Genomic DNA, 23,131 nt, shown 5'->3' with positions numbered 1-23,131 from the left:
GGGTTAGCGCTCCAGGTCGCCGCGGATGAAGGCCTCAACCTTGTCGCGGGCGAGGTCGTCGTTGAACTGCTCCGGCGGGGACTTCATGAAGTAGCTCGACGCCGAGAGCAGCGGGCCGCCGATGCCGCGGTCCAGGCCGATCTTGGCGGCGCGGATGGCGTCGATGATCACGCCGGCGGAGTTGGGCGAGTCCCAGACCTCGAGCTTGTATTCGAGCGACACCGGGGCGTCGCCGAAGTTGCGGCCCTCGAGCCGGACGAAGGCCCATTTGCGGTCATCTAGCCACTGCACGTAGTCCGACGGGCCGATGTGGACGTCGCGGGGCGCGATGTCGGCTTCCACGTTGGAGGTGACGGCCTGGGTCTTGGAGATCTTCTTGGACTCGAGGCGGTCGCGTTCCAGCATGTTCTTGAAGTCCATGTTGCCGCCGACGTTCAGCTGGTAGGTGCGGTCCAGGGTGACGCCGCGGTCCTCGAACAGCTTGGCCATGACGCGGTGCGTGATAGTCGCACCGATCTGGCTCTTGATGTCATCGCCCACGATCGGGACACCGGCGGCGGTGAACTTGTCCGCCCAGGCCTTGGTGCCGGCGATGAAGACCGGCAGGGCGTTGACGAAGCCAACCCCGGCGTCGATCGCGCACTGGGCGTAGAACTCCGCGGCTTCCTGCGACCCGACCGGCAGGTAGCAGACCATCACGTCGACCTTGGCGTCCTTGAGGGCCTGGACGACGTCGACCGGCTCTTCCGTGGACTGCTCGATGGTCTCGAGGTAGTACTTTCCGAGCCCGTCGAGGGTCGGCCCGCGCTGGACGGTGACACCTGTCGGCGGAACGTCGGCGATCTTGATGGTGTTGTTTTCGCTGGCCAGGATGGCCTCGGACAGGTCCAGGCCCACCTTCTTGGCGTCGACGTCGAACGCGGCAACGAACTCGACGTCGTTGACGTGGTACTTGCCGAACTCAACATGCATCAGCCCGGGAATCGTGGCCTTGGGATCGGCATCCCGGTAGTACTCAACGCCTTGGACCAGCGAAGTGGCACAGTTTCCTACGCCGACGATTGCAACACGAATCGGATGTGAAGACACGGAACTCCTTTGAGAACAAACTTCAAACGCCCCGGCGCGGACGCGCTGATGCGCGGCGGCGGCAGACGGGCATGGCGCCGTACGGCGCCCTTAGCATTCTAGTCAACGGCGCCGGCGGGCTGCTTGTTCCCGCCAGCCGGCGCCATCTGTGTTACTTGCGGGCGATCACCTGCGGCCGACTACTCGCCTGCGGGCGCCGCCGGCTACTTCTGGGCCCACAGATTGATGTCGGATTCGACGGCGAACTCGTCGATCGCCGTCAGCTCCGCCGCGGTGAAGTCGAGATTCTTGACCGCCGACAGTGTGTCCTCGAGCTGCCGGACGCTGGACGCGCCAACCAGCGCGGAGGTCACGGAGGACCCCTTGCCCTGCTCGCGCAGGATCCAGGCGATGGCCATCTGCGCGAGGGTCTGCCCGCGGCCCTCGGCGATCCGGTGCAGGCCGCGCACCCGGTCCAGCTTGTCCTCCGTGATGCTGTTTTCGTCCAGCGACTTCTCCTGCGCGGCGCGGGAATCGGCCGGGATCCCGTTCAGGTAGCGGTCGGTGAGCATGCCCTGTGCCAGCGGCGAGAACGCGATCGAGCCGGCCCCCACCTGCTCCAGCGCCTCGTACAGGTTGGGGCTGCCGTTTTCGGTCCAGCGGTTCAGCATGGAGTAGCTGGGCTGGTGGATCAACAGCGGGGTGCCGAGTTCCTTCAGGATCCGGGCGGCCTCGAGAGTCTGTTCCGGGGTGTAGGAGGAGATGCCGGCGTACAGGGCCTTCCCGGAGCGGACAGCGTGATCCAGGGCGCCCATGGTCTCTTCCATCGGCGTTTCCGGGTCCGGGCGGTGGCTGTAGAAGATGTCCACGTAATCCAGGCCCATCCGGCTCAGGGACTGGTCCAGGCTGGCGAGCAGGTATTTGCGGGAGCCCCATTCGCCGAACGGGCCCGGCCACATGTTGTAGCCGGCCTTGGTGGAAATGATGAGCTCGTCCCGGTAGGGAGCGAAGTCGTCCCTGAGGTGTCGGCCGAAGTTGGTTTCCGCGGAACCGGCCAGCGGCCCGTAGTTGTTGGCCAGGTCGAAGTGGTTGACGCCAAGGTCGAAGGCCCGGCGCAGGATGGCCCGCTGGGTTTCGAAGGGCTTGTCATCGCCGAAGTTGTGCCACAGGCCAAGCGAAATGGCCGGGAGCTTCAGCCCGCTGCGGCCGACGCGGCGGTAGGGCATGGAGTCATAACGGGTCTCTGCTGCAACATACGTCATACGTAAAATCCTGTCCTATTTCGAGATGATGGCGGCGCTGTGGCCGGGCAGATCGAGCTGGCCGGCGTCGAGGCGCACACCGGCGTCGGTGGCCAGCGCAATCGAGGCGCCGGCAACGCCAAGCCGGCGCGGTTCGGCGGCGAAGTTCATCGCCACCTCCGTGCGGCCGCGGCGCAGGCGAAGCCAGCCGTCGGCGTCGCTGAAGGCCACGGCGGTGTCCTCGAAGCCGAGCCCCGCGAGCTCCGGCGTCGAGCGCCGCAGCGCGATGAGCTGCCGGTACAGCTCCAGCAGCCGGGCATGCTCCCCCGACGCGGCTTCGGCCCAGTTGAGCTTGGAGCGGGTGAAGGTCTCCGGGTCCTGCGGGTCAGGCACGACGGCGGGGTCCCAGCCCATCCGCGCGAACTCCCGGATCCGGCCCTCCGCGGTGGCCTTGCCGAGTTCCGGTTCCGGGTGCGAGGTGAAAAACTGCCACGGGGTGGTGGCGCCGTATTCCTCGCCCATGAACAGCATCGGCGTGAACGGCGAGGTCAGGGTCGCGACCGCGGCCAGCGCCAGCTGCCCGTAGCCGAGGGTCTGTGAGAGCCGGTCGCCGGTGGCCCGGTTGCCGATCTGGTCGTGGTTCTGGCTGCAGACCACGAGGGCGGCCGGGTGGACCGCGGCCGTGTTGATGGGCCGGCCGTGGTGCCGGCCACGGAAGCTGGAGTAGCTGCCGTCGTGGAAGAAGCCGTCGACCAGGACCTTCGCCAGCGCGCCGACGGAGCCGAAATCCTCGTAGTAGCCAGTCGTCTCGCCGCTGACGTTGACATGGACGGCATGGTGGAAGTCATCGCTCCACTGCCCGGCCAGGCCGTAGCCGTTGGCATCCCGCGGGTAGAGCAGCCGCGGGTCGTTGAGGTCCGACTCGGCGATCATCGTGGCACGGCGCCCGGTTTCAGCGGAGACTTCGTCCGCAAGCGCACCGAACTCCTCCAGCAGGTGGATGGCCCGCTCGTCCTTGAAGGCGTGCACGGCATCGAGCCGCAGCCCGTCCACGTGGTAGTCCCGCAGCCACATGGCGGCATTCTCGAGGATGTAGCCGCGCACGACGTCGGAGCCGGGGCCGTCGAGGTTCACCGAGTCGCCCCAGGTGTTGCCCTCCCCCGACTTCAGGTACGGCCCGAAGCGCCCAAGGTAGTTCCCGCTGGGGCCGAGGTGGTTGTAGACCACGTCCTGGATCACGCCCAGCCCGGCGGCATGGGCGGCGTCGACGAAGCGCTGGTAAGCCGCCGGGCCGCCGTAACCTTCGTGCACCGCGTACCAGAGGACCCCGTCGTAGCCCCAGTTGTGGGTGCCGTTGAAACCGTTCACCGGCAGCAGCTCCACGAAATCAATGCCGAGGTCCACCAGGTAGCCGAGCTTCCCGATGGCCGCGTCCAGCGTGCCCTCGGGGGTGAAGGTCCCCAGGTGCAGCTCATAGATCACGCCCCCCTGCAGCCCGCGGCCCTGCCACTGTCCGTCCGCCCACTCGTGGCTGCCGGCGTCGAAAGTCCGTGAGAGCGAGTGGACGCCCTCGGGCTGCCGCCGGGACCGGGGGTCCGGCAGCGGTGTGCTGTCCCCGTCGAGCAGGTAGCCATAGTCCACGTCCCCGGAGGCCGGGGCGTCCGGGGCGGTCCACCAGCCGCCGGTGCCGTCCGCGCCGCCCAGCCCGGCCAGGCCGGGACCGTCACCGGAGATGCGGCGCATCGGGTACTCCCGGCCGCCGGCGAGCAGCGTAACGGTGTGCGCGTCCGGCGCCCAGAGGTTGAAGCGTTGGTGTGCAGGCAGGGTGGTTCCGTGTGCAGGCAAGGTCATGGCATTCTTCCGTTCCCCGATATGGGTTCGTCGGTGGGTGCGGTCAGGAGGTGGGCACCAGCAGCGCCACCGGGTAGTCGCGGAGGATGGCGGAGAGCGGCACCGTGCCGGCGCCAAAGGTGTTCCCCGTCAGCTCGTCCGCCATGTCCACGGCAAGGTCGACGGCGGTGTCCCGCCAGCCGCCCTGCTGCTCCAGACCCCGGGGCAGCCGGGTCGCGAGAGTGAGGGCCCCGGCACCCGCGGCACTGCCGCGGTCAAAGCCGACCAGGTGCCCGGCCGCAGAGCCGGTGGCGGCCACGGGGCGGTAGCCGGTGAACAGCTCCGGGCGGTCGCGGCGCAGCCGCAGCGCCCGCGAGGTGACCAGGAGTTTCGCCGTATCGTCGGTGTACGACGCCGGGAGGTCCCCGGCGTCGAGCGCCGCAAGGGCCGCGCGACGCGCGCAGTAGTCGAAGGGACGGCGGTTGTCCGGATCCGTCAGCGACCGGTCCCAGAACTCGGTGCCCTGGTAAACGTCCGGGACCCCGGGCATGGTCAGCTGCACCAGCTTGGCCCCGAGCGAATTGACGGCACCATAGGGCGTCAGGAGCTCCACGAGGGTTTCCAGTTCTGCCCGGACCTGAGGGTTGTCGAAGACCGCGTCCACAGCCGCGGAGAGCTGCTTCTCGAAGTCCTGGTCCGGGTCCAGCCAGTCGGTGGAGTTGCCGGCCTCGCGGGCCGCCTTCTGCGCGTAGTACTGCAGGCGTTCCCGGTCCGCCGGCCAGGCACCGGCAACGGACTGCCACAACAGGTTCGCGAGCGGCCCGTCGGGCAGCGGCGCCAGTTCCTGCAACCGGGCCAGGGCGGCCTTCCATTCGGCCGCCAGCTCGGCGAGCACCGAGATCCGGGCGCGGGTATCCTCGCTGCGTTTGGTGTCGTGCGTGCTCAGCGTGGTCATGGACAACGGAAGCTCCGCCTGCCGGCGCGCCATCCGGAGGTGGAATTCCTCCGGTGCGACGGAGAACTCGGTGGGATCGGCCCCGACCTCCGTCAGCGTGCCCAGCCGGGTGTAGCGGAAGAACGCGGTGTCCTCCACACCCTTGGCCATGACCATGCCGGAGGTCTGCTGGAAGCGGCGTCCCAGCTCGGCGCCGGCTTCCGGGCCGGCGTCGAGCAGCAGCGGCAGCAGCAGCCCGACGGCGTCCACCAGCTCGGGACGACGGCGGACGGCGAGCGCGCACGCTTCCCGCAGGACGTCTGCACCCTCGGGAAGGTAGCTGCGGTAGACCGGGAAGGCGGCGATGATTTCGGCGAGCGCATCGGCAGCAGGTTCGACGCCGAGGCCCGTTCCGGACGGCACCAGCCGCGCCAGCCGGAGCATTTCGGAGTGCAGGATCCCGTCCGTGATCCGGCGCTTGGTGCCCCGGATCATCTCCTCGTAGTCGGCGGGCTGGCCGCCGCGCAGCTCAGTGTCGAGGACGTCGAGGGCTTCCTGCCCGGCGGGGTCGACGAAGAGCCGGTCCACGTCCGCGAGGGCGTCGTAGCCGGTGGTTCCCTCGCAGTCGAAGCCGGCCGGAAGCACTTCCCCGGGCTCGAGGATCTTCTCGATCAGCAGGTAGCTGCCGCCGGTGACCTCGCGGAGCCGGCGCAGGTACCCTTCCGGGTCGGCCAGGCCGTCCGGGTGGTCGATGCGGAGCCCGTCGACCAGTCCTTCGCGGAACCAGCGGACGATCTCCGCGTGGGCCTCATCGAAGACTTCCGGGAGCTCCACCCGGATGCCGGCGAGGCTGTTGACGGCGAAGAACCGGCGGTAGTTCAGCTCGTCGTCGGCCCGGCGCCAGCCAATTAGCTCATAGTGCTGCCGGTTGTGGACCTCGCGGGGGTCATCCGCAGAGGGGTCACCTGCGGTATAGGTCCCCTCGGCGAGCGGGAAGCGGTGGTCGTAGTACCGCAGCTCCCCGTCCTTGATTTCCAGCGCGTCAACGTCGGAGTCAGATCCCAGCACAGGGATCCGGACCCGGCCGCCGCCGAAGTCCCAGTCGACGTCGAACGCCGGGGCGTAGCGGGACTGCTGCCCCTCCTTGAGCAGGGACCACCACCACGGGTTCTGGACCGGGGTGGCGACGCCGACATGGTTGGGCACGATGTCGACCAGCACCCCCATGCCGGCTTCCCGTGCCGCCCGCGACGCGGCGAGCAGGCCCTCGGCGCCGCCACGGTCCGGGTCGATCGCGGCGGGGTCGGTGACGTCATAGCCGTGGTCCGAGCCCTTCTCCGCGGTCAGGATGGGCGAGAGGTAGATCCAGTCCACGCCGAGCGACTTCAGGTAGGGCACGGTCCCGGCAGCATCCTGGAGGGTGAAGCCGGGCCGGATCTGGAGCCGGTAGGTGGAGACGGGTGTTCTCATTTGGCGGTAGCTTTCGCGACGGCTTCGGCGGCCTCGTCCTGGGCCTCCACCATCTCCTCGATGGCCTCCTCGTGCTCGGCCATGGACGCCAGGGAAGCGGCCGCGGAGTAGTCCACTTCCACCTCGGGGCCGGAATGGGCGCGGAGCACCACCATGGACTTGGCTGCGAGTTTCAGCACCGCCTGCGCCTTGAGCGGTTCCACGGTGTTCGCCTGGTCTGCGGTGTCCACCAGGACGTCCCAGAACTTTGAGTATTCCTCCGCGGGCAGCGCAAAGTCCACGTCGTCGTCGTGGGCGTTGAAGGCGAGCACGAAGCTGTCGTCAGTGATCCGGCGGCCGCGGGAATCCTGTTCCTGGATGCCGTGGCCGTTGTAGAACACGCCGATGGTCCGGCCGAAGCCGCTGCCCCAGTCCTCCGGGAGCATTTCGGTGCCGTCCGTTTTCAGCCAGACGATGTCCGGCAGCTTCTCGCCCTCACCGCGGCGCACCGGGCGGCCGTCGAAGAAGCGGCTGCGCCGGAACGTCGGGTGGTCATGGCGGATCTTGTTGACGACGGCGGTGAACTCCACCAGCGGCTGGTCCATGGCATCCCAGTGGATCCAGCTCAGCTCGGAGTCCTGGCAGTAGGTGTTGTTGTTGCCCTGCTGCGTGCGGCCGAGCTCGTCACCGTGCAGGAGCATCGGGACGCCCTGCGAGAGCAGCAGGGTGGCGATGAAGTTGCGCTGCTGGCGGGCGCGGAGGGTCAGGACGTGGTCGTTGTCCGTGTCTCCCTCTTCGCCGCAGTTCCAGGACCGGTTGTGTGATTCGCCGTCGTTGTTGCCCTCGCCGTTGGCGTCGTTGTGCTTCTCGTTGTAGGAGACGAGGTCGCGCATGGTGAAGCCGTCGTGGGCGGTGACGAAGTTGATCGATGCCACCGGGCGACGCGCCGAGCTTTCGTACAGGTCCGCGGAGCCGGTCAGGCGGGAGGCGAATTCGCCCAGGGTCGAGGGCTCCCCGCGCCAGAAGTCGCGGACCGTGTCACGGTATTTGCCGTTCCATTCGGTCCACTGCGGCGGGAAGTTGCCCACCTGGTAGCCGCCCGGGCCGATGTCCCAGGGCTCGGCGATCAGCTTGACCTGGGAGACGATCGGGTCCTGCTGGATGAGTTCGAAGAAAGTGGACAGTTTGTCGACGTCGTAGAACTCGCGGGCCAGGGTGGAGGCGAGGTCGAAGCGGAAGCCGTCGACGTGCATTTCCGTGACCCAGTAGCGCAGGGAGTCCATCAGCAGCTGGAGCGAGTGCGGGTGCCGGACGTTGAGGGAGTTTCCGGTGCCGGTGTAGTCCATGTAGTGCTTCAGGTCGTCGTCGACCAGCCGGTAGTAGGCCTGGTTGTCGATGCCCTTGAAGGACAGTGTGGGGCCGAGGTGGTTGCCTTCCGCGGTGTGGTTGTAGACCACGTCCAGGATCACTTCGATGCCGGCCTTGTGCAGGTCGCGGACCATGGCCTTGAATTCCTGGACCTGGTGCCCCACATCGCCGGAGGAGCTGTAGGTGTTCTGCGGGGCGAAGAAGCCGATGGTGTTGTAGCCCCAGTAGTTATTGAGGCCCTTCTCCTCGAGCGTGCCGTCGTTGACGAACTGGTGCACCGGCATGAGCTCAATCGCGGTGACGCCGAGCTTCTTCAGGTGGTCGATCACGGCCGGGTGCGACACGCCGGCGTAGGTGCCGCGCTGTTCTTCGGGAATTTCCGGGTGCAGCTCGGTCAGGCCCTTGACGTGGGCCTCGTAGATGACCGATTCGTGGTACGGGATACGCAGCTGGCGGTCACCGTCCCATTCGAAGAAGGGGTTGATGACCACGCCGTGCATGGTGTGCGGTGCCGAGTCGCTGTCGTTCCGGGAGTCGGGGTCGCCGAATTCGTAGGTGAAGAGCGCCGGATCCCAGTCGATCTGGCCCTGGACCGCTTTGGCGTAGGGGTCCATGAGCAGCTTGTTCGGGTTGAAGCGGTTGCCGTGCTCCGGCTCGTACGGGCCGTGGACCCGGTAGCCGTACTTCTGTCCCGGCTGGATGTGCGGCAGGTAGCAGTGCCACACGTAGCCGTCCACCTCGGTCAGCTCAATCCGCGTCTCGCTCAAATCTTCAGCGAGGATGCACAGCTCCACCCGCTCGGCACGTTCGCTGAACAGGGCAAAGTTGGTACCAGTGCCGTCAAAGGTGGCTCCCAGCGGGTATGCCGTTCCGGGCCAGACTTCCATGTGTACTCCTCATGCATAAGCGGACAATCTCTAGACAGACTACTTGTAAGTAGGGTTATCATCCCTGTCGGGACGGTTGGTGGGCTCTGCGTTACATCGTCCGCAGCACCTCCGGGACGGCCTCGGCGATGCCGCCCGCCGTCACCGGCGCGCCGTCCGAGGCGAGGCTTCCGGCCCGGCCGTGGACGCTGGCGGCCATCGCCGCGATACCGGCCCAGCGGTCGGCTGCGGGGATGCCGAGGGAGGCGAACGCACCGGGGCTTTCGGCCAGCTGTGCCAGCAGGGAACCGAGCACACCGGCCAGGACGTCCCCGCTGCCGGCCGTGGCGAGCCAGGGTGTGGCCTCGGCCTGGCTGAAGGCGGCACCGGATGGTGCGGCCACCAGCGTTGTGGCGCCCTTGAGCAGCACGGTGGCGCCGGTCAGGCCGCTGGCACGCCGGGCCGCGGCGAGGGTGGCGCCCTCCACCCCGGAGCGGCCGGGTTCGGCGCCGTACCGCGCCAGCAGGGTGGCAAGTTCGCCGGCGTGCGGTGTCAGGACAAAGTGCGGGGCGAGGTCCCGGGGCAGGGCAGGCAGGGCCCCGGCGTCCGCCACGACGGGAAGCCCGGTGGCTGCGGCTTCGCGGACGCGCTCCAGTTGGTCGTGGGCTTCTTCATCGAGGCCCGGGCCCAGGAGCCAGGCCTGGACGTGGGTGTCAGCGGCACTGCCGGATCCGCAGACGACTTCGGGGCAGGAGCGCCGGACCAGGTCCGCGACGTCCGGCGGGCCGAGGTAGCGCACCATCCCGGCCCCGGACGCCAGCGCCCCGCGGCAGGCGAGGACGGCCGCGCCGGGGTAGCGCGACGAGCCGGCCACGATGCCCAGGACGCCGCGGGAGTACTTGTGCGAGCGGCGGCCGGGATGCGGCAGAAGGAGGGACAGGTCTTCCGTTTCGAGGCGGCGCAGGGCCGGCTCCGGGAGGGCGGCGTCGATTCCTATTGGGATGACCAGTACCCGGCCGGCGAAGTCCGCCCCGGGGTCGGCCAGCAATCCGGCCTTGGCGGCCCCGAAAGTCACGGTCAGCTCCGCCTGGAGCACCGGGGCATGGGCCTCACCGGTATCGGCGTCCACGCCGCTGGGGATGTCGCAGGCCACCACGAGCCCGGGCCGCGCGCGTCCCAGCTCCCCGATCAGTGCCGCGGCAGGGCCCCGCAGCCCGCCCTGGGCGCCGGTGCCGAGGACCGCGTCGATGACGACGTCGGATGCGGCGGCAGCTGCCGACGCATCCGCCACGTTCTCCGGAGTCAGCCGGAGCACCCGGCCGCCGGCTTTGTGAAAGGCCGCGAGTCCCTCGGGGTGGGCCTCCCCGGCGGTGAGCACCGCCGTCGTCCGCATGCCGCGGCCGGCCAGCAGTGCGGCGGCGAACAGTCCGTCGCCGCCGTTGTTGCCTTTGCCGGCGAGCACCGTGGCGCTGGCGCCGTAAAGGCGCCCCCCGCGGGCCCGCAGTTCGCGGACCACCGCGTTGGCCAGCCCGTAGGCGGCCCGCTGCATCAGAACAGCGCCCATACCTCTTTCCAGGAGCGGCTTTTCGGCCTCTCGTATCTGGGTTCCGGTATAGGCGCTGATCATGGTTTCAGTCCATTCGCGGTGCAGTCGCTGCGGGAAGTCCGGCTCGGTTCAGGCTGGGAATGCTCAGCCTTCGGCGATCACCGTGGCCGTGGCGATGCCGCCGTCGTGGCTGATCGAGAGGTGCCAGCGTTTGACGCCCTTCGATTCCGCGACGGCCAGCACCGTGTCCTTGACCTGGACGGTCGGCCCGTTCTGGTCCAGTCCGATCCAGCAGTCCTGCCAGTTCATGCCGGCCGGGGCGCCGAGCACCTTGGCCACGGCCTCCTTGGCGGCGAACCGGGCGGCCAGGGAGCGGGTGTTCAGTTCGCGCTCCGCGGGCACGAACAGCCTGTCGCGCAACCCGGGGGTGCGCTCCAGCTGCCGGCCGAACCGTTCAATGTCTACGACGTCTACGCCAATGCCAACAATCATGGCGTTATTCTACGGTCACGCTCTTGGCCAGGTTGCGAGGCTGGTCCACGTCGTAGCCCTTGGCGGAGGCCAGGGCAAGGGCAAAGATCTGCAGCGGGACCGTGGTGAGCAGCGGCGCCAGCAGCGTGGGGGTCTCCGGGATGTAGAAGACGTACTCGGCGTAGGCCTTGACGGCTTCGTCGCCTTCTTCCGCGATCACGATCGTCTTGGCGCCGCGCGCCCGGACTTCCTGGATGTTGGAGACGACCTTGGCGTGCAGCGAATCCCGGCCCCGTGGCGAGGGGACCACCACGAAGACGGGCTGGCCCTCCTCGATCAGCGCAATCGGGCCGTGCTTGAGTTCGCCGGCGGCGAAGCCCTCGGCGTGGATGTAGGCGAGCTCCTTGAGCTTCAGCGCGCCCTCCATCGCCACCGGGAAACCGACGTGGCGGCCCAGGAACAGCACGGACTTGGCGTCGGCCATGGACTGGCCAAGTTCCTTGATCTGCGCCTCGTTGTCGAGGATCTGCTGGATCTTGGCGGGGATCTTGTGAAGGTCCGCGAGGATGTCCTTGATCTCGCCCTGGAACTTGTTGCCGCGCAGCTGGGCCAGGTACAGGCCCAGGAGGTACGCCGCGGTGATCTGCGCCAGGAAGGCCTTGGTGGAGGCGACGGCGATTTCCGGGCCGGCGTGGGTGTAGAGCACGGCGTCGGATTCACGCGGGATCGTGGAGCCGTTGGTGTTGCAGATGGAGACCGTCTTGGCGCCCTGTTCCTTGGCGTAGCGGACCGCCATCAGGGTGTCCATGGTCTCGCCGGACTGGGAGATCGAGACGATCAGGGTGTTCTCGTCGACGATCGGGTCGCGGTAGCGGAACTCATGGGAGAGCTCCACCTCGGTGGGGATCCGGCACCAGTGCTCGATCGCGTACTTGGCGACCTGTCCGGCGTAGGCGGAGGTGCCGCAGGCGAGGACGATGATCTTGTCGACGTTCTTGAGCAGTTCCGGGTCCACCCGGAGCTCGTCGAGCGTCAGTTTGCCGTTGATGTCCGAGCGGCCCAGCAGGGTCTGCAGCACGGCGTCCGGCTGGTCGTGGATTTCCTTTTCCATGAAGGACGGGAAGCCGCCCTTTTCCGCCGAGGCCGGGTCCCAGTTGACGTGGTATTCCTTGCCTTCGGCCGGGGTGCCGTAAAAGTCGGTTATTTCCACCGTGTCGGCGGTGATGGTGACGATCTGGTCCTGGCCCAGTTCGACGGCGCGGCGGGTGTAGTCGATGAAGCCGGAGACGTCGGAGCCGAGGAAGTTCTCGCCGTCGCCGAGGCCGACGACCAGCGGGGAGTTGCGGCGGGCCGCCACAACGACGTCGGGCTGGTCCGCGTGGACGGCGAGCAGGGTGAACGCGCCTTCGAGGCGCTGGCAGGCAAGCTGCATGGCCTTGGTCAGGCCGCCCTTGGCGGGGTCGCCCTGGAGCTGGTTGCGGTAAATGTCGCCCAGCAGCGCGGCAGCAACCTCGGTATCGGTCTCGGAGCGGAACTTCACGCCCTTGCGGCCGAGTTCGAGCTTGAGCTCGGCGAAGTTTTCGATGATGCCGTTGTGGATCAGGGCCAGCCTGCCCTCATCGGCCAGGTGCGGGTGGGCGTTCTGGTCGGTCGGTCCGCCGTGGGTCGCCCAGCGGGTGTGGCCGATGCCGGTCAGCGATTCCGGCAGCGGGTTGGCCTCGAGCTCGGCAATCAGGTTGCTCAGTTTGCCCGACTTCTTGCGGGACGAAATGGTTCCGTTAGCCACAACGGCGATGCCTGCAGAGTCGTAGCCCCGGTATTCCAAGCGCCGCAGCCCCTCAAGGACAACGTCCAGGGCATTGTGTCCAGTATTTACCCGGCCAGCGGAGTGGCCCACATATCCAACGATTCCACACATGGACTCAAGCCTAGCGGGTTTCCCGGACAGCGGACGTAGGACGAGCGGCCGCAACACGCCGTGCGCTGCCCGTGCCCGGGCCGCCGGGACCGCCCCATTTCGCTCTCGGCCCGGCGGAGGGCAGAATCTCTAGGGTGACTTTGCAACGCAATGAAGCGAACGGCGACGGCGTCTCCCCGTTCGTGGAGCTGGACCGGCAGACCTGGTCCCGGCTCGCTGCCCAGATGGAGCAGCCCCTCAACCAGGAGGACGTGCTCCGTCTCCGCGGCCTCGGCGATCCCCTGGATATGAAGGAAGTCCGCGACGTCTACCTCCCGCTGTCCCGGCTGCTGCACCTGTATGTGGAGGCGGCAGGCCAGCTCCACGCCGCCACCACCACCTTCCTGGGCGAACAGACCCAGCGCACACCGTTTGTGATCGGCGTCGCCGGTTCGGTGGCCGTGGGCAAGTCGACCATCGCCCGCGTGCTCCGCGAGATGCTCCGCCGCTGGCCCGGCACCCCCAACGTTGAGCTCATCACCACGGACGGCTTCCTGTACCCGCTGGCGGAACTCAAACGGCGCCAGCTGCTGGAACGCAAGGGATTCCCCGAGTCCTATGACCGCCGTGCCCTGCTGCGTTTTGTGAGCGAAATCAAAGGCGGCGCCGAGGAAGTCCGGGCGCCCTGGTACTCCCACGTGACCTACGACATCGTCCCGGGCAAGGAAGTGGTGGTGCGCCGCCCCGACGTGCTGATCGTGGAGGGGCTGAACGTCCTGGCACCGGCCCGGCCGCGGCACGACGGCCGCCAGGGCCTGGCCCTGAGTGACTTCTTTGATTTTTCCATCTATGTTGATGCCAAAACGTCCTACATTGAGGAGTGGTACGTGGACCGCTTCCGCAAACTTCGGACCACGGCGTTCGCGCAGCCGGAGTCCTACTTCCACCGCTACGCCACGCTCTCAGACGCCGAGGCGGAACAGACGGCCCGCGAAATCTGGAAGCGCATCAACGAGCCCAACCTGGAGGAGAACGTGCTCCCCACCCGCGGCCGCGCCCAGCTGGTCCTCACCAAGGACGCCGACCACTCCATCCGCCGTATGCTGCTCCGCAAGGTCTAGCACAGGTGTGCTACGACGCTTCCGCAGGGTCTCCGGCGGCGCCGGAACCCGGACTGCGTACTCCCGGCCGCCGGGCCTTCAGCCTCCTGCTACTGGCCGGATCCGGCCTCGCGGCGCTGAGCGCCTGCGCCCCCGAAGCTCCCCGGCCGACGACGTCGGACCATGCTTCCGGTTCAGCGTCAATGTCAGCGACGACGGCGACGACGGCGGGTGCCGGGACGCCGTCGTCCGCTGCAAGCGCCACGCCGTCCGCTGAGGCCCCGCCGGCCAGTCCCGAGGCGACGTCGCCGGTGACCACGCCGCCTGCCCCGGCGCCCTCCGCCGCGGCCGCACGGCAGCACTCGCTCACCGACCCGGCGAGCCCCTGGGTGGTGGTGAACAAACACCGCCCGCTCTCCCCCGCCACGTATCGGCCGGCCGACCTCGCCCAGCCGGGCGTGCGCCTGGCCACCTCCGGCGAAGCGGCCCTGCTGAACAGCACGACGGCGGCCGCGGCGGAGCGGATGTTCGCCGCAGCGGCCGGTGCAGGCGTCACCCTGACCCTGGCCAGCGGCTACCGGTCCTATGCAACGCAGACCAGAACGTACAACGGGTATGTGTCCTCACGCGGGCAGGCGGAAGCCGACACCGCCTCGGCCCGGCCCGGCTACTCCGAGCACCAGACCGGCTGGTCCTTCGACCTGGGCGACGGCGGCGGGGCCTGCAGCTTCCAGCCCTGCTTTGCCGAGCAGCCCGCAGCGGTCTGGGCCAGGAACAACGCCCACCTGTTCGGTTTCGTGGTGCGTTACCCATGGATGCTGCACACGATCACCGGCTATTACTACGAGCCGTGGCACCTGCGCTACGTCGGGGTGGAGGCCGCGGGCGACATGAACAGCCGGGGCATTGCGACCCTCGAGGAGTACTTCGGGCTCGAAGCGGCACCGGCGTACCTGTAGCGGGCAGTGGGCAGTGGGCAGTGGGGCCCGCCTCCGGCGAAGCGGCCCAGCCCAACAGCACGGCGGCGGGAGCCTGGCCAGGGAGGAAATGTTACCCCGGCACCTGCGCCATATCGGGGGGTAGGCCGCGACGGACACGGCCAACCGCAGCATTAGCACGCTGGAGGAATACTCCGGAAGTACAGGCAATACCGGATATCCTCAATAAGCCGTTGCGACGGCCGATCCTGTAGTCTCACTGACCATGACAAGGGGTCGCCAGGCGCTCGCTCTTTTGGTGCGAAAAATTGACAGTTTCATCACACCGGACCGGCTCAGAGTCTATCCGGTCATCCTTGCGGTCATGTCTGGCGCCGCCCTGCTGGCCAGCTCGGTCATGCGCGTGCTCGTCCCGGCCGCCCAAGGCTCGTTCCTGCCCGATTACCTGGCGCACTGGACAGGGGCAGGCCTGTTACTCGCGGGCGATTCCGCGGACCTATATGACCCCCAGACCCAGCAGGCCTTCCAAACCGGCGCGCTCGGATCGCTGCCGACCCTGGCATGGTTCGTCTCGCCTCCGGTCGTCGCCGCGTTTTATGCCCCCTTTGCCCTCATTCCGTATAATTTGAGCGCACTGGTCTGGCTGGCTCTGAGTGCAACACTGCTGGTTGCATGCACCCTGAGCCTGAGGTCCCTGGCACCCGAACTGCTGCTGCACAAGCGCAAATTGGTTTTTCTCGCCGTCTTCGCGTCACCGGTTGTAGTCGAACTGTTGGGGGGTGGTCAGGACTCGGCATTCGTACTGGCCGTCTGGCTCCTAGGGATACGTCTCCTCGGGACCGGCCATAGTTATTGGGCCGGGGCAATTTTCGGGTTGGGTTTCGCGAAGCCCCAGCTTTTTGTCCTAGTACCAATAGCTCTTCTGGCAACGCGCAACGTTCGGGCGCTGGCAAGTTTCGTGGCAGTGTTCTCGCTCCTCGCCGGCATCTCCGTCGGTTTGGTGGGCGTGGACGGCATTGCTCACTGGGTTTCAGCGCTTTCCAGTCCGCTGTACACAGAGCAAGTCCAGCAAGGACAGGCCTGGAAGATGATTGGACTACCTTCGCTCGTTCAGGGGCTCTTGCCGCCCTCTTGGGCCGGGTGGACAGTACCGGTCCTGACGATGATTTCACTGCCAGCGGGCGCAGCCATATTGATTTTTCACCTCTATAAGACCAGGAAGCGGCCGGTCGACCTCATGTTGGTGTGGCTGGCAACGCTGGCGACGACGGTTGTCTTCTCCCCACATATCGCGACCTACGATGGGGTGCTGCTTGTCCCGGTGTTTGCCTACCTGCTCGAGCACCGTTCCACGCCCCTGGTCCGCGCTTCGACTGTGGGCGCCATTGGACTCCTCTGGCTAGGCCCGGCATTCCACCTTGCCGCAGTTCAAATGGCACGGTGGCCATTGGACATTATCAGCGCTCCGTGGGCAGCATTACCGCTGGCCGCTGTGTGGTTTGAATCCCTTCGCGCGCTTCGAACGAACGAAAGCCCCGCGGAAACTGCGTCACCCAGCTACACGGCCTGACGCAGGCACTCGTGCGCCTCGCCACGTCCGGCGAGGCCGCGCTCCCCAACAGCACGACGGCGGCCGCAGCGGAGCGGATGTTCGCCGCCGCGGCCGGGACGGGCGTCACCCTGACCCTGGCCAGCGGCTACCGGACCTACGCGACGCAGACCAAAACGTACAACGGGTATGTGTCCTCGCGCGGGCAGGCGGAAGCCGACACCGCCTCGGCCCGGCCCGGCCACTCCGAGCACCAGACCGGCTGGTCCTTCGACGTGGGCGATGGCGGCGGGGCCTGCAGTTTCCAGCCCTGCTTTGCCGAACAGCCCGCAGCGGTCTGGGCCAGGAACAATGCCCACTTCGGGCTCGAAGCGGCACCGGCGTACCTGTAGCAGCGCGTAGGCCCGCCGGCCCGCGGGCGTGTGGCGCCCGGGTAAATCGGGCGCGTGACACCCCGACACGGACCGCGAAACTAACCTGCCGGACACGGCGTGTTCACGCGGCTGGGCTAGGTTGGGCACATGCTGACAGGATTCAAGAACTTCATTCTCAAGGGCAACGTCGTGGACCTTGCCGTCGCAGTCGTCATCGGCGCCGCGTTTGGCGCCGTGGTAACGGCGCTGGTCCAGAGCGTGCTGATGCCGTTCATTGCGGGCCTGGTGGGGTCGCCCAACTTCGACAGCTTCGGCGTCGTCACCCTGAACGGCAATGACATCAAGTTCGGCGTGCTGCTGACGGCGATCGTCAACTTCCTCCTGGTCGCGGCTGCCATCTATTTCGTGGTTGTCGTCCCCATGAACCACATGATCGAACGGCGCAACCGCCGCCTCGGCATCAGCCCGGACGTCAAGGAAGAAGCGGCCGAGGACCCGCAGCTCGCCCTGCTGACCGAAATCCGTGACGCCCTGCAGCAACGCCAGCTTTAGCCCAAGACATAGGCTGACCGACCACTGAATGCTGAAGAAAGAACGACCCGCCTCTCCGGAGGCGGGCCGTTCATTCTTAAAACGGGTCTGCGCCAATGCTTAGTCGGCGACGAGCTCCAGAGCCAGCTCGGTCCGGACTACCTCTGCCAGGCGCTCTGCAACGTCCTGGGCGGTCTGCTGGGACGCGGCCTCCACCATGACGCGGACCACAGGTTCGGTGCCGGAGGGGCGCAGCAGCACCCGGCCGGTGTCGCCCAGCTCAGCCTCGGCGAAGGCCACGGCCGCCGCCACGGCGTCGTCGCCGTTAACCCGGGTGCGGTCCACTCCCTTGACGTTGATCAGGACCTGCGGGAGTTTGGTCATCACTTTGGCGAGTTCCTTCAGCGGCCGGCCCGTGAGCGCCACCTGGGCGGCGATCTGCAGGCCGGTGAGGACGCCATCGCCGGTGGTGGCGTAGTCGGCGAAGATCACGTGCCCGGACTGCTCGCCGCCAAGGTTGAAGCCGCCTTCGCGCATGCCTTCCAGGACGTAGCGGTCGCCGACGCCGGTTTCGCGCAGGCTGATGCCGGCGTCGCGGAGGGCGATCTTGAGTCCGAGGTTGCTCATCACGGTCGCGACGAGGACGTTGTCCTTGAGCTTGCCCGATGCCTTCAGCGCCACAGCGAGGATCGCCATGATCTCGTCGCCGTCGACGACGTTTCCTTCGTGGTCCACCGCGAGGCAGCGGTCCGCGTCGCCGTCGTGGGCAATGCCCAGGTCGGCGCCGTGCGCCAGAACGGCCTGGGCCAGCGGCCCCAGGTGGGTGGAGCCGACACCTTCGTTGATGTTGTAGCCGTCCGGCTCGGCTCCGATGACGATGACGTCGGCGCCGGCGTCCTTGAAGACCTGCGGGGAACAGCCGCTCGCCGCACCGTGGGCGCAGTCCAGCACGACTTTGAGTCCGTCCAGGCGGTGCGGAAGGGTGCCAAGCAGATGCACGATGTAGCGGTCCTCTGCGTCGGAGAAACGCTGGATCCGGCCGACGTCTCCCCCGACCGGGCGGCGCGGCTCCTGGCCGAGCTGCGCCTCGATGGCGTTCTCGACGTCGTCGGGAAGCTTCTGTCCGCCGCGGGCAAAGAACTTGATGCCGTTGTCCGGGGCGGGGTTGTGCGAGGCGGAGATCATTACGCCGAAGTCCGCGTCCAGGTCCGCCACGAGATAAGCCGCGGCCGGGGTGGGAAGCACACCGGCGTCATAAACGTCGATCCCGGAGCTGGACAGCCCCGCCTCCACGGCAGCCGCGATGAACTCACCGCTGGCGCGGGGGTCCCGGGCAACCACGGCGCGCGGCCGTGTTCCATTTGCATTGCGGTCATGGCCGAGCACGACGGCGGCGGCTTGGGCCAGCTGCAACGCCAGTTCGGCCGTCAGCAGGCCATTCGCCAAACCCCGGACACCATCTGTTCCAAATAATCTAGACATCGGGTCAAGTTTAGACGAGTAAAGCCCTAAGTTGTTCCGGATGGACAGCGCGGGCGTTGTGGCCACGTCTCCGCGGCTTGCCCGAAGTCGCGGTCACCCTGGGGTATGTTCGCCTTTGAAATGGCGTCGCGAGCGCGGATGAACGCGGCATACGGTATCTGGAAAGTGGTCTTATGAGTCGTCGCGAAACTGTCTGGTTTTCGGCGTTGCTTGCCGTCACAGCTTTTGTCTACCTGTGGAACTTGCCGCTGAACGGATGGGGCAACGGCTACTACGCAGCCGCTGCACAGGCCGGATCCGTTGACTGGACAGCTTTCTTCTTTGCCTCGTCGGACGGTGGAAATGGAATCACGGTAGACAAGCTGCCGGCGAGCATCTGGTTGAGCTCGCTCTCGGTCCGGTTGTTCGGCCTGAGTTCCTGGAGTCTTTTGGCTCCCCAGGCCCTTCTGGGAGTGGGCACTGTGGCCGTCACCTACCTGGCCGTCCGCCGGCATTTCCGCATGTCAGCTGCCCTCCTGGCCGGTAGCGCCGTTCTCATGACACCCTCCGCGGCGATCATGTTTCGCTACAACAATCCTGACGCCCTGCTGACGTTTCTCTTGGCGCTTTCCCTCTACTTCCTGGTCCGCGCCGTCGACGATGGGCGGTGGCGGTGGCTCCTGTTGACAGCGACCGCCATCGGCGCAGCGTTCCTGGCCAAGTCCGCCCAGGCTCTCCTGCTGCTCCCCGCGCTGGGCCTTGTCTACCTCTATTCGGGCCCTGGCCGTGTCCACCGTAGGCTCGTCCAACTGGTTAGTGCGATCGCCTGGGTGGTTATCGTGGCCGGCTCGTGGGTCATTATGGCGGAATCCACGCTCCCGGCCGACAGACCATACGCCGGCGGCTCATTTGGCAATAGCTTCGTGGAGGTCCTGCTTCGGCAGAACGGCCTCGGAAGAATCCTTGGCGCTGAAGGCGGCGGAACGGACGGGCAGGATTTGTCGGACCCCGGCCTCCTGCGGCTCCTGGTGTATCCATCATTTGGCACCCAGGGGTCGTGGCTCATCCCGGTAGCCCTGGTCGCCTTGGTCTGCTCCCTGATTCTGTTGCGCCGGGCCCCGCGGTCCGATCCGCGTCGGGCCCTTATTCTCCTTTCGGGGGGTTGGCTCCTCACTTATGCCGCAGTCTTCAGCTTCATGAGCGGAGTGATTCACCCGTACTACCTGGTTGCGATAGCTCCACCCGTCGCAATCCTCGCAGCTGCCGGCGGGCAACTGACGTGGGCCGCCAGGAGATGGCTGCCTTTCAGGCTGGCAATGGCGACTTCAGTGCTCGCCTCGGCAGCCTTGACCTTTGGATACCTGAGCAAGAGCAGTGGACCCGGGCCGGCGCTGGCAATGTTGGCCTTGATCGTCAGTGTGATCGGATGCGAGCTCCTTGTGTTCCGGATCCGCCGGCGGCAGTTCCGCATTGTCACCGTTATTGCTACGGCTGCAGCCTGCTTTCTCGGGCCGGCAGCCTTCACTGTGTCGGCCGTCCAGGCTCAGCACACCGGCGTTGAACCGATGGCGACCCTTCTCGGGAGCGCTGTGGTGCTGGACTCCCCGTACCCGGAACTCTGGCCGGAGGGCGACAGCCGGCTCCGGGGATCCGCGATGGGCCACCCCGCTGACCCTGAGGTCCTCTCACTGCTGAGATTGAATGCGCGCACCTACCGGTGGGCCGCGGCGGTTCCGGGGGCCCTTAATTCTGCGAACTACCAGTTGGGCTCCGCATTGCCAGTCCTTCCCATTGGTGGGTTCAACGGGGGAACGCCGTTTCCGACTCTCGAAGAATTCCAGGATTTCGTTTCTTCAGGACAAGTCAAGTACTACGTCTCGCGAAGCGGCAGCACAGACATCTCTGCCGAGGCCGGCTTCGCCGATGAGATAACAGCGTGGGTTCGCGGAAACTTCACGCCTGAACGTTTCGGGGATACTGACCTTTTTGATCTGACCCGCCCGACGCCCGGAGTTTGAAACGACGAAAGCCCGCCCCGCCAAATGGCGGGACGGGCTCTCTGGCAAGCGCAGGAAGCGCTTGGAAGCGGGTTTAGCGCTTGGAGTACTGCTGAGCCTTACGGGCCTTCTTGAGGCCGGCCTTCTTGCGCTCGATGACGCGGGCGTCACGGCGCAGGTAGCCGGCCTTCTTCAGGGTGGCGCGGTTGTTCTCGGTGTCGATCTCGTTCAGTGAACGGGCGATGCCGAGGCGAAGGGCACCGGCCTGGCCGGAGATGCCACCACCGTGGATGCGTGCAATGACGTCGTAGGCGCCGTCAAGATCGAGGATCTTGAAGGGCTCGTTGACGTCCTGCTGGTGCAGCTTGTTCGGGAAGTAGTTGGCCAGCTCGCGGCCGTTGATGGTCCACTTGCCGGTGCCGGGTACGATGCGAACGCGTGCGACGGCTTCCTTGCGACGGCCAACTGCTGCGCCGGCAACCGTGAGGGCCGGGCGTTCCTTCTTGGGCGCTTCTGCTTCCGCAGGACCGCTTTCCGAGGTGTAGCTGGTCAGGTTTTCCTCAGCCACAACGGCCTCGGTGGTCTCTTCGTTCTGAGCCACGATTCTCCTTGTATAGATAAGTTGTTTGGTGGCCAGGACTACTGGGCGACCTGGGTGATTTCGTAAGTCTTGGGCTGCTGTGCTGCGTGGGGGTGCTCGGCACCCTTGTAGACCTTCAGCTTGCCCAGCTGCTGTGCAGCGAGGGAATTCTTCGGGAGCATGCCCTTGATGGCCTTCTCCACGGCGCGGACCGGGTTGGATTCCAGCAGCTCCGCGTAGGTGACGGAGGTCAGGCCGCCCGGGTAGCCGGAGTGGCGGTATGCGCGCTTCTGCTCAAGCTTGGCGCCGGTGAGGGCAACCTTCTCAGCGTTGATGATGATGACGAAGTCGCCCATGTCCATGTGGGACGCAAAGGTGGCCTTGTGCTTGCCGCGCAGCAGGATTGCGGTCTGGCTCGCGAGACGACCAAGGACAACGTCTGTGGCGTCAATGACGTGCCACTGGCGGTTGATATCGCCGGGCTTCGGGGTGTACGTACGCACGGTGTTTGCCTCGTTCTTGTTCTGGCGTTCTTGTTTTAGGCGTCACGCGAAAGTGCACCTACTATCTATGCGCTACCGGAACAGAGGTGAGGGCTCCATGTAACCAGTCGTCCTGAGTCTCGAATGTGCACGTTGAGTAGTCATCCTGCAACCGGATTCTCAAGCGGGCACGCATCATCGAGAAGGACACGCACAACGACTACCAAGAATAGCGGATGAGCAGTCGCTGGGTCAAAATGGGGTGTCCGGATGCATTCTGCCCGCCCCCGGCCCGCCGCATCCCTGGAGGAACCCGTGTTCGACACCGCCGCCGCTGGCTCCGTTTCCCCGCTGTTCATTGCCGGAGTGGGATTCGCCGGTGTGTGCCTGGGGTTGCTGTCCGACGCTCTCATCCGGCGCGCGCTCCCCCAGCTCGCCGGCGAAGCCAGCATCCGGCTGAAGACAGCGACGGCGGCCGTTACCTTTGCCCTCTCGGCCCTGCTGGCGTGGCGCTTCGGAATTGCGGCCGAACTTCCCGCCTACGTCTTACTCGGCTTAGTTGCCGTCCCGCTGGCCCGAATCGATATTGCGCATCACTTGCTGCCGAACCGGCTCGTCGGGCCGCTGCTGGGGGCGGGCCTCGTTCTCTTGTCGTCCGCGGCATTCTCACACGGAGCGGCGGGAAACCTGTATCGCGGAGTCGCCGGGTCCGTAATCTTGTTCGTTTCTTACTTGATTCTTGCCCTGACCAGCAGAAACGGCCTCGGAATGGGTGACGTAAAGCTCGCCGCACCGCTCGGACTGTACTTAGGCTACCTAGGCTGGTCGCAATTGTTTTACGGCGGAGCCTTGGCCTTCGTTGCCGGCGGCCTCGCTTCTGTGTTTTTGGTGCTGAAAAACCGTGAAAACAAGCCGAAAGAGGTTGCCTACGGCCCCTCGATGCTGGCAGCCGGCCTGGCTATCATTCTGCTCATTCCGTAACACCCGCCACTGCCGCATCTCTACTCCCAGTGGTGAGCAAGCGCATCAATACAAGTAGTGCGCCCCAAGAGCAATCAAAAAACTGAGTACACACCCGGATAGGCGCAGGTAGCGCACCCTTTTCCATCCCAAAAAGTCGGGTATTCCGATTCGTTGCTGTGCCCTTAAGCGCCGTGCAAATGTTGTCCCAACGAAGCTCTAGGGAATTTGGCAACAAGGGGATTTGCTGGAATTTCGTTTTCATTCAAAACTCTGGAAAAGGAAAATAAAATGACTGGTCTCATGGTCTCAATGCTCGCTTTTGTAACCGGCGTCAAGGAGAAGCTCGCCTCCGAAAAAGGTGCAACCGCAGTGGAATATGGCCTGATGGTCGCCCTCATTGCCGTCGCCATCATCGTCGCCGTAACGGCCGTTGGCACCAATCTCTCGACGATGTTCACAACGATCTCCGGCAAACTCTAGCTCGAG

Annotated in this window: 17 protein-coding genes and 2 pseudogenes; 8 read left to right on the top strand and 11 right to left on the bottom strand. The window is 66.3% G+C overall.

From position 1 onward, the window contains the following. Nucleotides 1–3 precede the first annotated feature (3 nt). From BJQ90_RS11425 to glmS, 8 genes are all read right to left on the bottom strand, one after another. The gene (locus BJQ90_RS11425; protein ID WP_226760374.1) at nt 4–1,089 is read right to left on the bottom strand and encodes an inositol-3-phosphate synthase; all 1,086 of its coding nucleotides are present in this window, start codon (nt 1,087–1,089) and stop codon (nt 4–6) included. A 203-nt stretch (nt 1,090–1,292) separates the two neighbouring features. Further along, a complete protein-coding gene (mgrA, locus tag BJQ90_RS11420; RefSeq protein ID WP_226760373.1) occupies nt 1,293–2,330 on the bottom strand; it encodes an L-glyceraldehyde 3-phosphate reductase in 1,038 nt (345 codons plus the stop codon). Nucleotides 2,331–2,345: 15 nt separating this feature from the next. Continuing rightward, nucleotides 2,346–4,160: a malto-oligosyltrehalose trehalohydrolase gene (treZ, locus tag BJQ90_RS11415; RefSeq protein ID WP_226760372.1), complete on the bottom strand. Its 1,815-nt coding sequence runs from the start codon at nt 4,158–4,160 to the stop codon at nt 2,346–2,348. 43 nt (nt 4,161–4,203) lie between these two features. Continuing rightward, on the bottom strand, nt 4,204–6,543 hold the full coding sequence (treY, locus tag BJQ90_RS11410) for a malto-oligosyltrehalose synthase (RefSeq protein WP_226760371.1): 2,340 nt from the start codon (nt 6,541–6,543) through the stop codon (nt 4,204–4,206). Beyond that, nucleotides 6,540–8,777, bottom strand: a complete 2,238-nt coding sequence (gene glgX / locus BJQ90_RS11405; RefSeq protein ID WP_226760370.1) for a glycogen debranching protein GlgX — start codon at nt 8,775–8,777, stop codon at nt 6,540–6,542. Before glgX ends, treY begins: the two co-directional genes overlap by 4 nt. A gap of 91 nt (nt 8,778–8,868) precedes the next feature. After that, nucleotides 8,869–10,383 carry an NAD(P)H-hydrate epimerase gene (locus BJQ90_RS11400; RefSeq protein ID WP_226760369.1) on the bottom strand — a complete coding sequence of 505 codons (1,515 nt, stop codon included), beginning with the start codon at nt 10,381–10,383 and terminating at the stop codon, nt 8,869–8,871. 63 nt (nt 10,384–10,446) lie between these two features. Further along, the gene (locus BJQ90_RS11395) at nt 10,447–10,794 is read right to left on the bottom strand and encodes a holo-ACP synthase (protein WP_175321209.1); all 348 of its coding nucleotides are present in this window, start codon (nt 10,792–10,794) and stop codon (nt 10,447–10,449) included. Between the two features lie 4 nt (nt 10,795–10,798). Continuing rightward, nucleotides 10,799–12,691 carry a glutamine--fructose-6-phosphate transaminase (isomerizing) gene (gene glmS, locus BJQ90_RS11390; RefSeq protein WP_226760368.1) on the bottom strand — a complete coding sequence of 631 codons (1,893 nt, stop codon included), beginning with the start codon at nt 12,689–12,691 and terminating at the stop codon, nt 10,799–10,801. Between the two features lie 134 nt (nt 12,692–12,825). Here glmS and coaA point away from each other — a divergent pair, with 134 nt between their 5' ends. The 5 genes and pseudogenes from coaA (at nt 12,826) to mscL (ending at nt 17,183) form a co-directional block, all read left to right on the top strand. Continuing rightward, nucleotides 12,826–13,791, top strand: coding sequence for a type I pantothenate kinase (coaA, locus tag BJQ90_RS11385; protein WP_226760367.1), 966 nt, complete (start codon nt 12,826–12,828; stop codon nt 13,789–13,791). Nucleotides 13,792–13,796: 5 nt separating this feature from the next. Further along, a complete protein-coding gene (locus BJQ90_RS11380) occupies nt 13,797–14,729 on the top strand; it encodes a D-alanyl-D-alanine carboxypeptidase family protein (RefSeq protein ID WP_413463671.1) in 933 nt (310 codons plus the stop codon). 277 nt (nt 14,730–15,006) lie between these two features. After that, nucleotides 15,007–16,278, top strand: a complete 1,272-nt coding sequence (locus tag BJQ90_RS11375) for a glycosyltransferase family 87 protein (RefSeq protein WP_226760366.1) — start codon at nt 15,007–15,009, stop codon at nt 16,276–16,278. Between the two features lie 17 nt (nt 16,279–16,295). Next, nucleotides 16,296–16,616 (top strand): annotated as a pseudogene (locus tag BJQ90_RS11370) (D-alanyl-D-alanine carboxypeptidase family protein); the annotation flags it as partial. A 162-nt stretch (nt 16,617–16,778) separates the two neighbouring features. Continuing rightward, entirely contained in the window at nt 16,779–17,183 is a 405-nt protein-coding gene (gene mscL / locus BJQ90_RS11365; protein ID WP_226760365.1) for a large conductance mechanosensitive channel protein MscL, read from the top strand. 99 nt (nt 17,184–17,282) lie between these two features. Here mscL and glmM read toward each other — a convergent pair whose 3' ends face one another. After that, nucleotides 17,283–18,644 (bottom strand): phosphoglucosamine mutase, encoded by a 1,362-nt coding sequence (gene glmM, locus BJQ90_RS11360; protein ID WP_226760364.1) that lies wholly within the window; start codon nt 18,642–18,644, stop codon nt 17,283–17,285. Between the two features lie 173 nt (nt 18,645–18,817). Here glmM and BJQ90_RS22900 point away from each other — a divergent pair. Next, a pseudogene (locus BJQ90_RS22900) lies at nt 18,818–19,453 on the top strand (ArnT family glycosyltransferase); the annotation flags it as partial. A gap of 1,261 nt (nt 19,454–20,714) precedes the next feature. Here the strand turns inward: BJQ90_RS22900 and rpsI are convergent. Beyond that, on the bottom strand, nt 20,715–21,221 hold the full coding sequence (gene rpsI, locus BJQ90_RS11350; RefSeq protein ID WP_226760362.1) for a 30S ribosomal protein S9: 507 nt from the start codon (nt 21,219–21,221) through the stop codon (nt 20,715–20,717). Nucleotides 21,222–21,259: 38 nt separating this feature from the next. Continuing rightward, nucleotides 21,260–21,703 carry a 50S ribosomal protein L13 gene (rplM, locus tag BJQ90_RS11345; RefSeq protein WP_024367145.1) on the bottom strand — a complete coding sequence of 148 codons (444 nt, stop codon included), beginning with the start codon at nt 21,701–21,703 and terminating at the stop codon, nt 21,260–21,262. Between the two features lie 294 nt (nt 21,704–21,997). Here rplM and BJQ90_RS11340 point away from each other — a divergent pair, with 294 nt between their 5' ends. Together BJQ90_RS11340 and BJQ90_RS11335 are read left to right on the top strand one after the other, a co-directional pair. Further along, a complete protein-coding gene (locus tag BJQ90_RS11340) occupies nt 21,998–22,663 on the top strand; it encodes a prepilin peptidase (RefSeq protein WP_226760361.1) in 666 nt (221 codons plus the stop codon). A gap of 270 nt (nt 22,664–22,933) precedes the next feature. After that, entirely contained in the window at nt 22,934–23,125 is a 192-nt protein-coding gene (locus tag BJQ90_RS11335; protein ID WP_226760360.1) for a Flp family type IVb pilin, read from the top strand. Nucleotides 23,126–23,131: the final 6 nt, after the last annotated feature.

Source organism: Arthrobacter sp. SO3, assembly GCF_020532825.1.
In the GTDB taxonomy this organism is placed as follows: Bacteria; Actinomycetota; Actinomycetes; order Actinomycetales; family Micrococcaceae; genus Arthrobacter.
The sequence above is the reverse complement of the archived record's forward strand: the minus strand, read 5'-3'. Positions and strand labels throughout refer to the sequence as shown.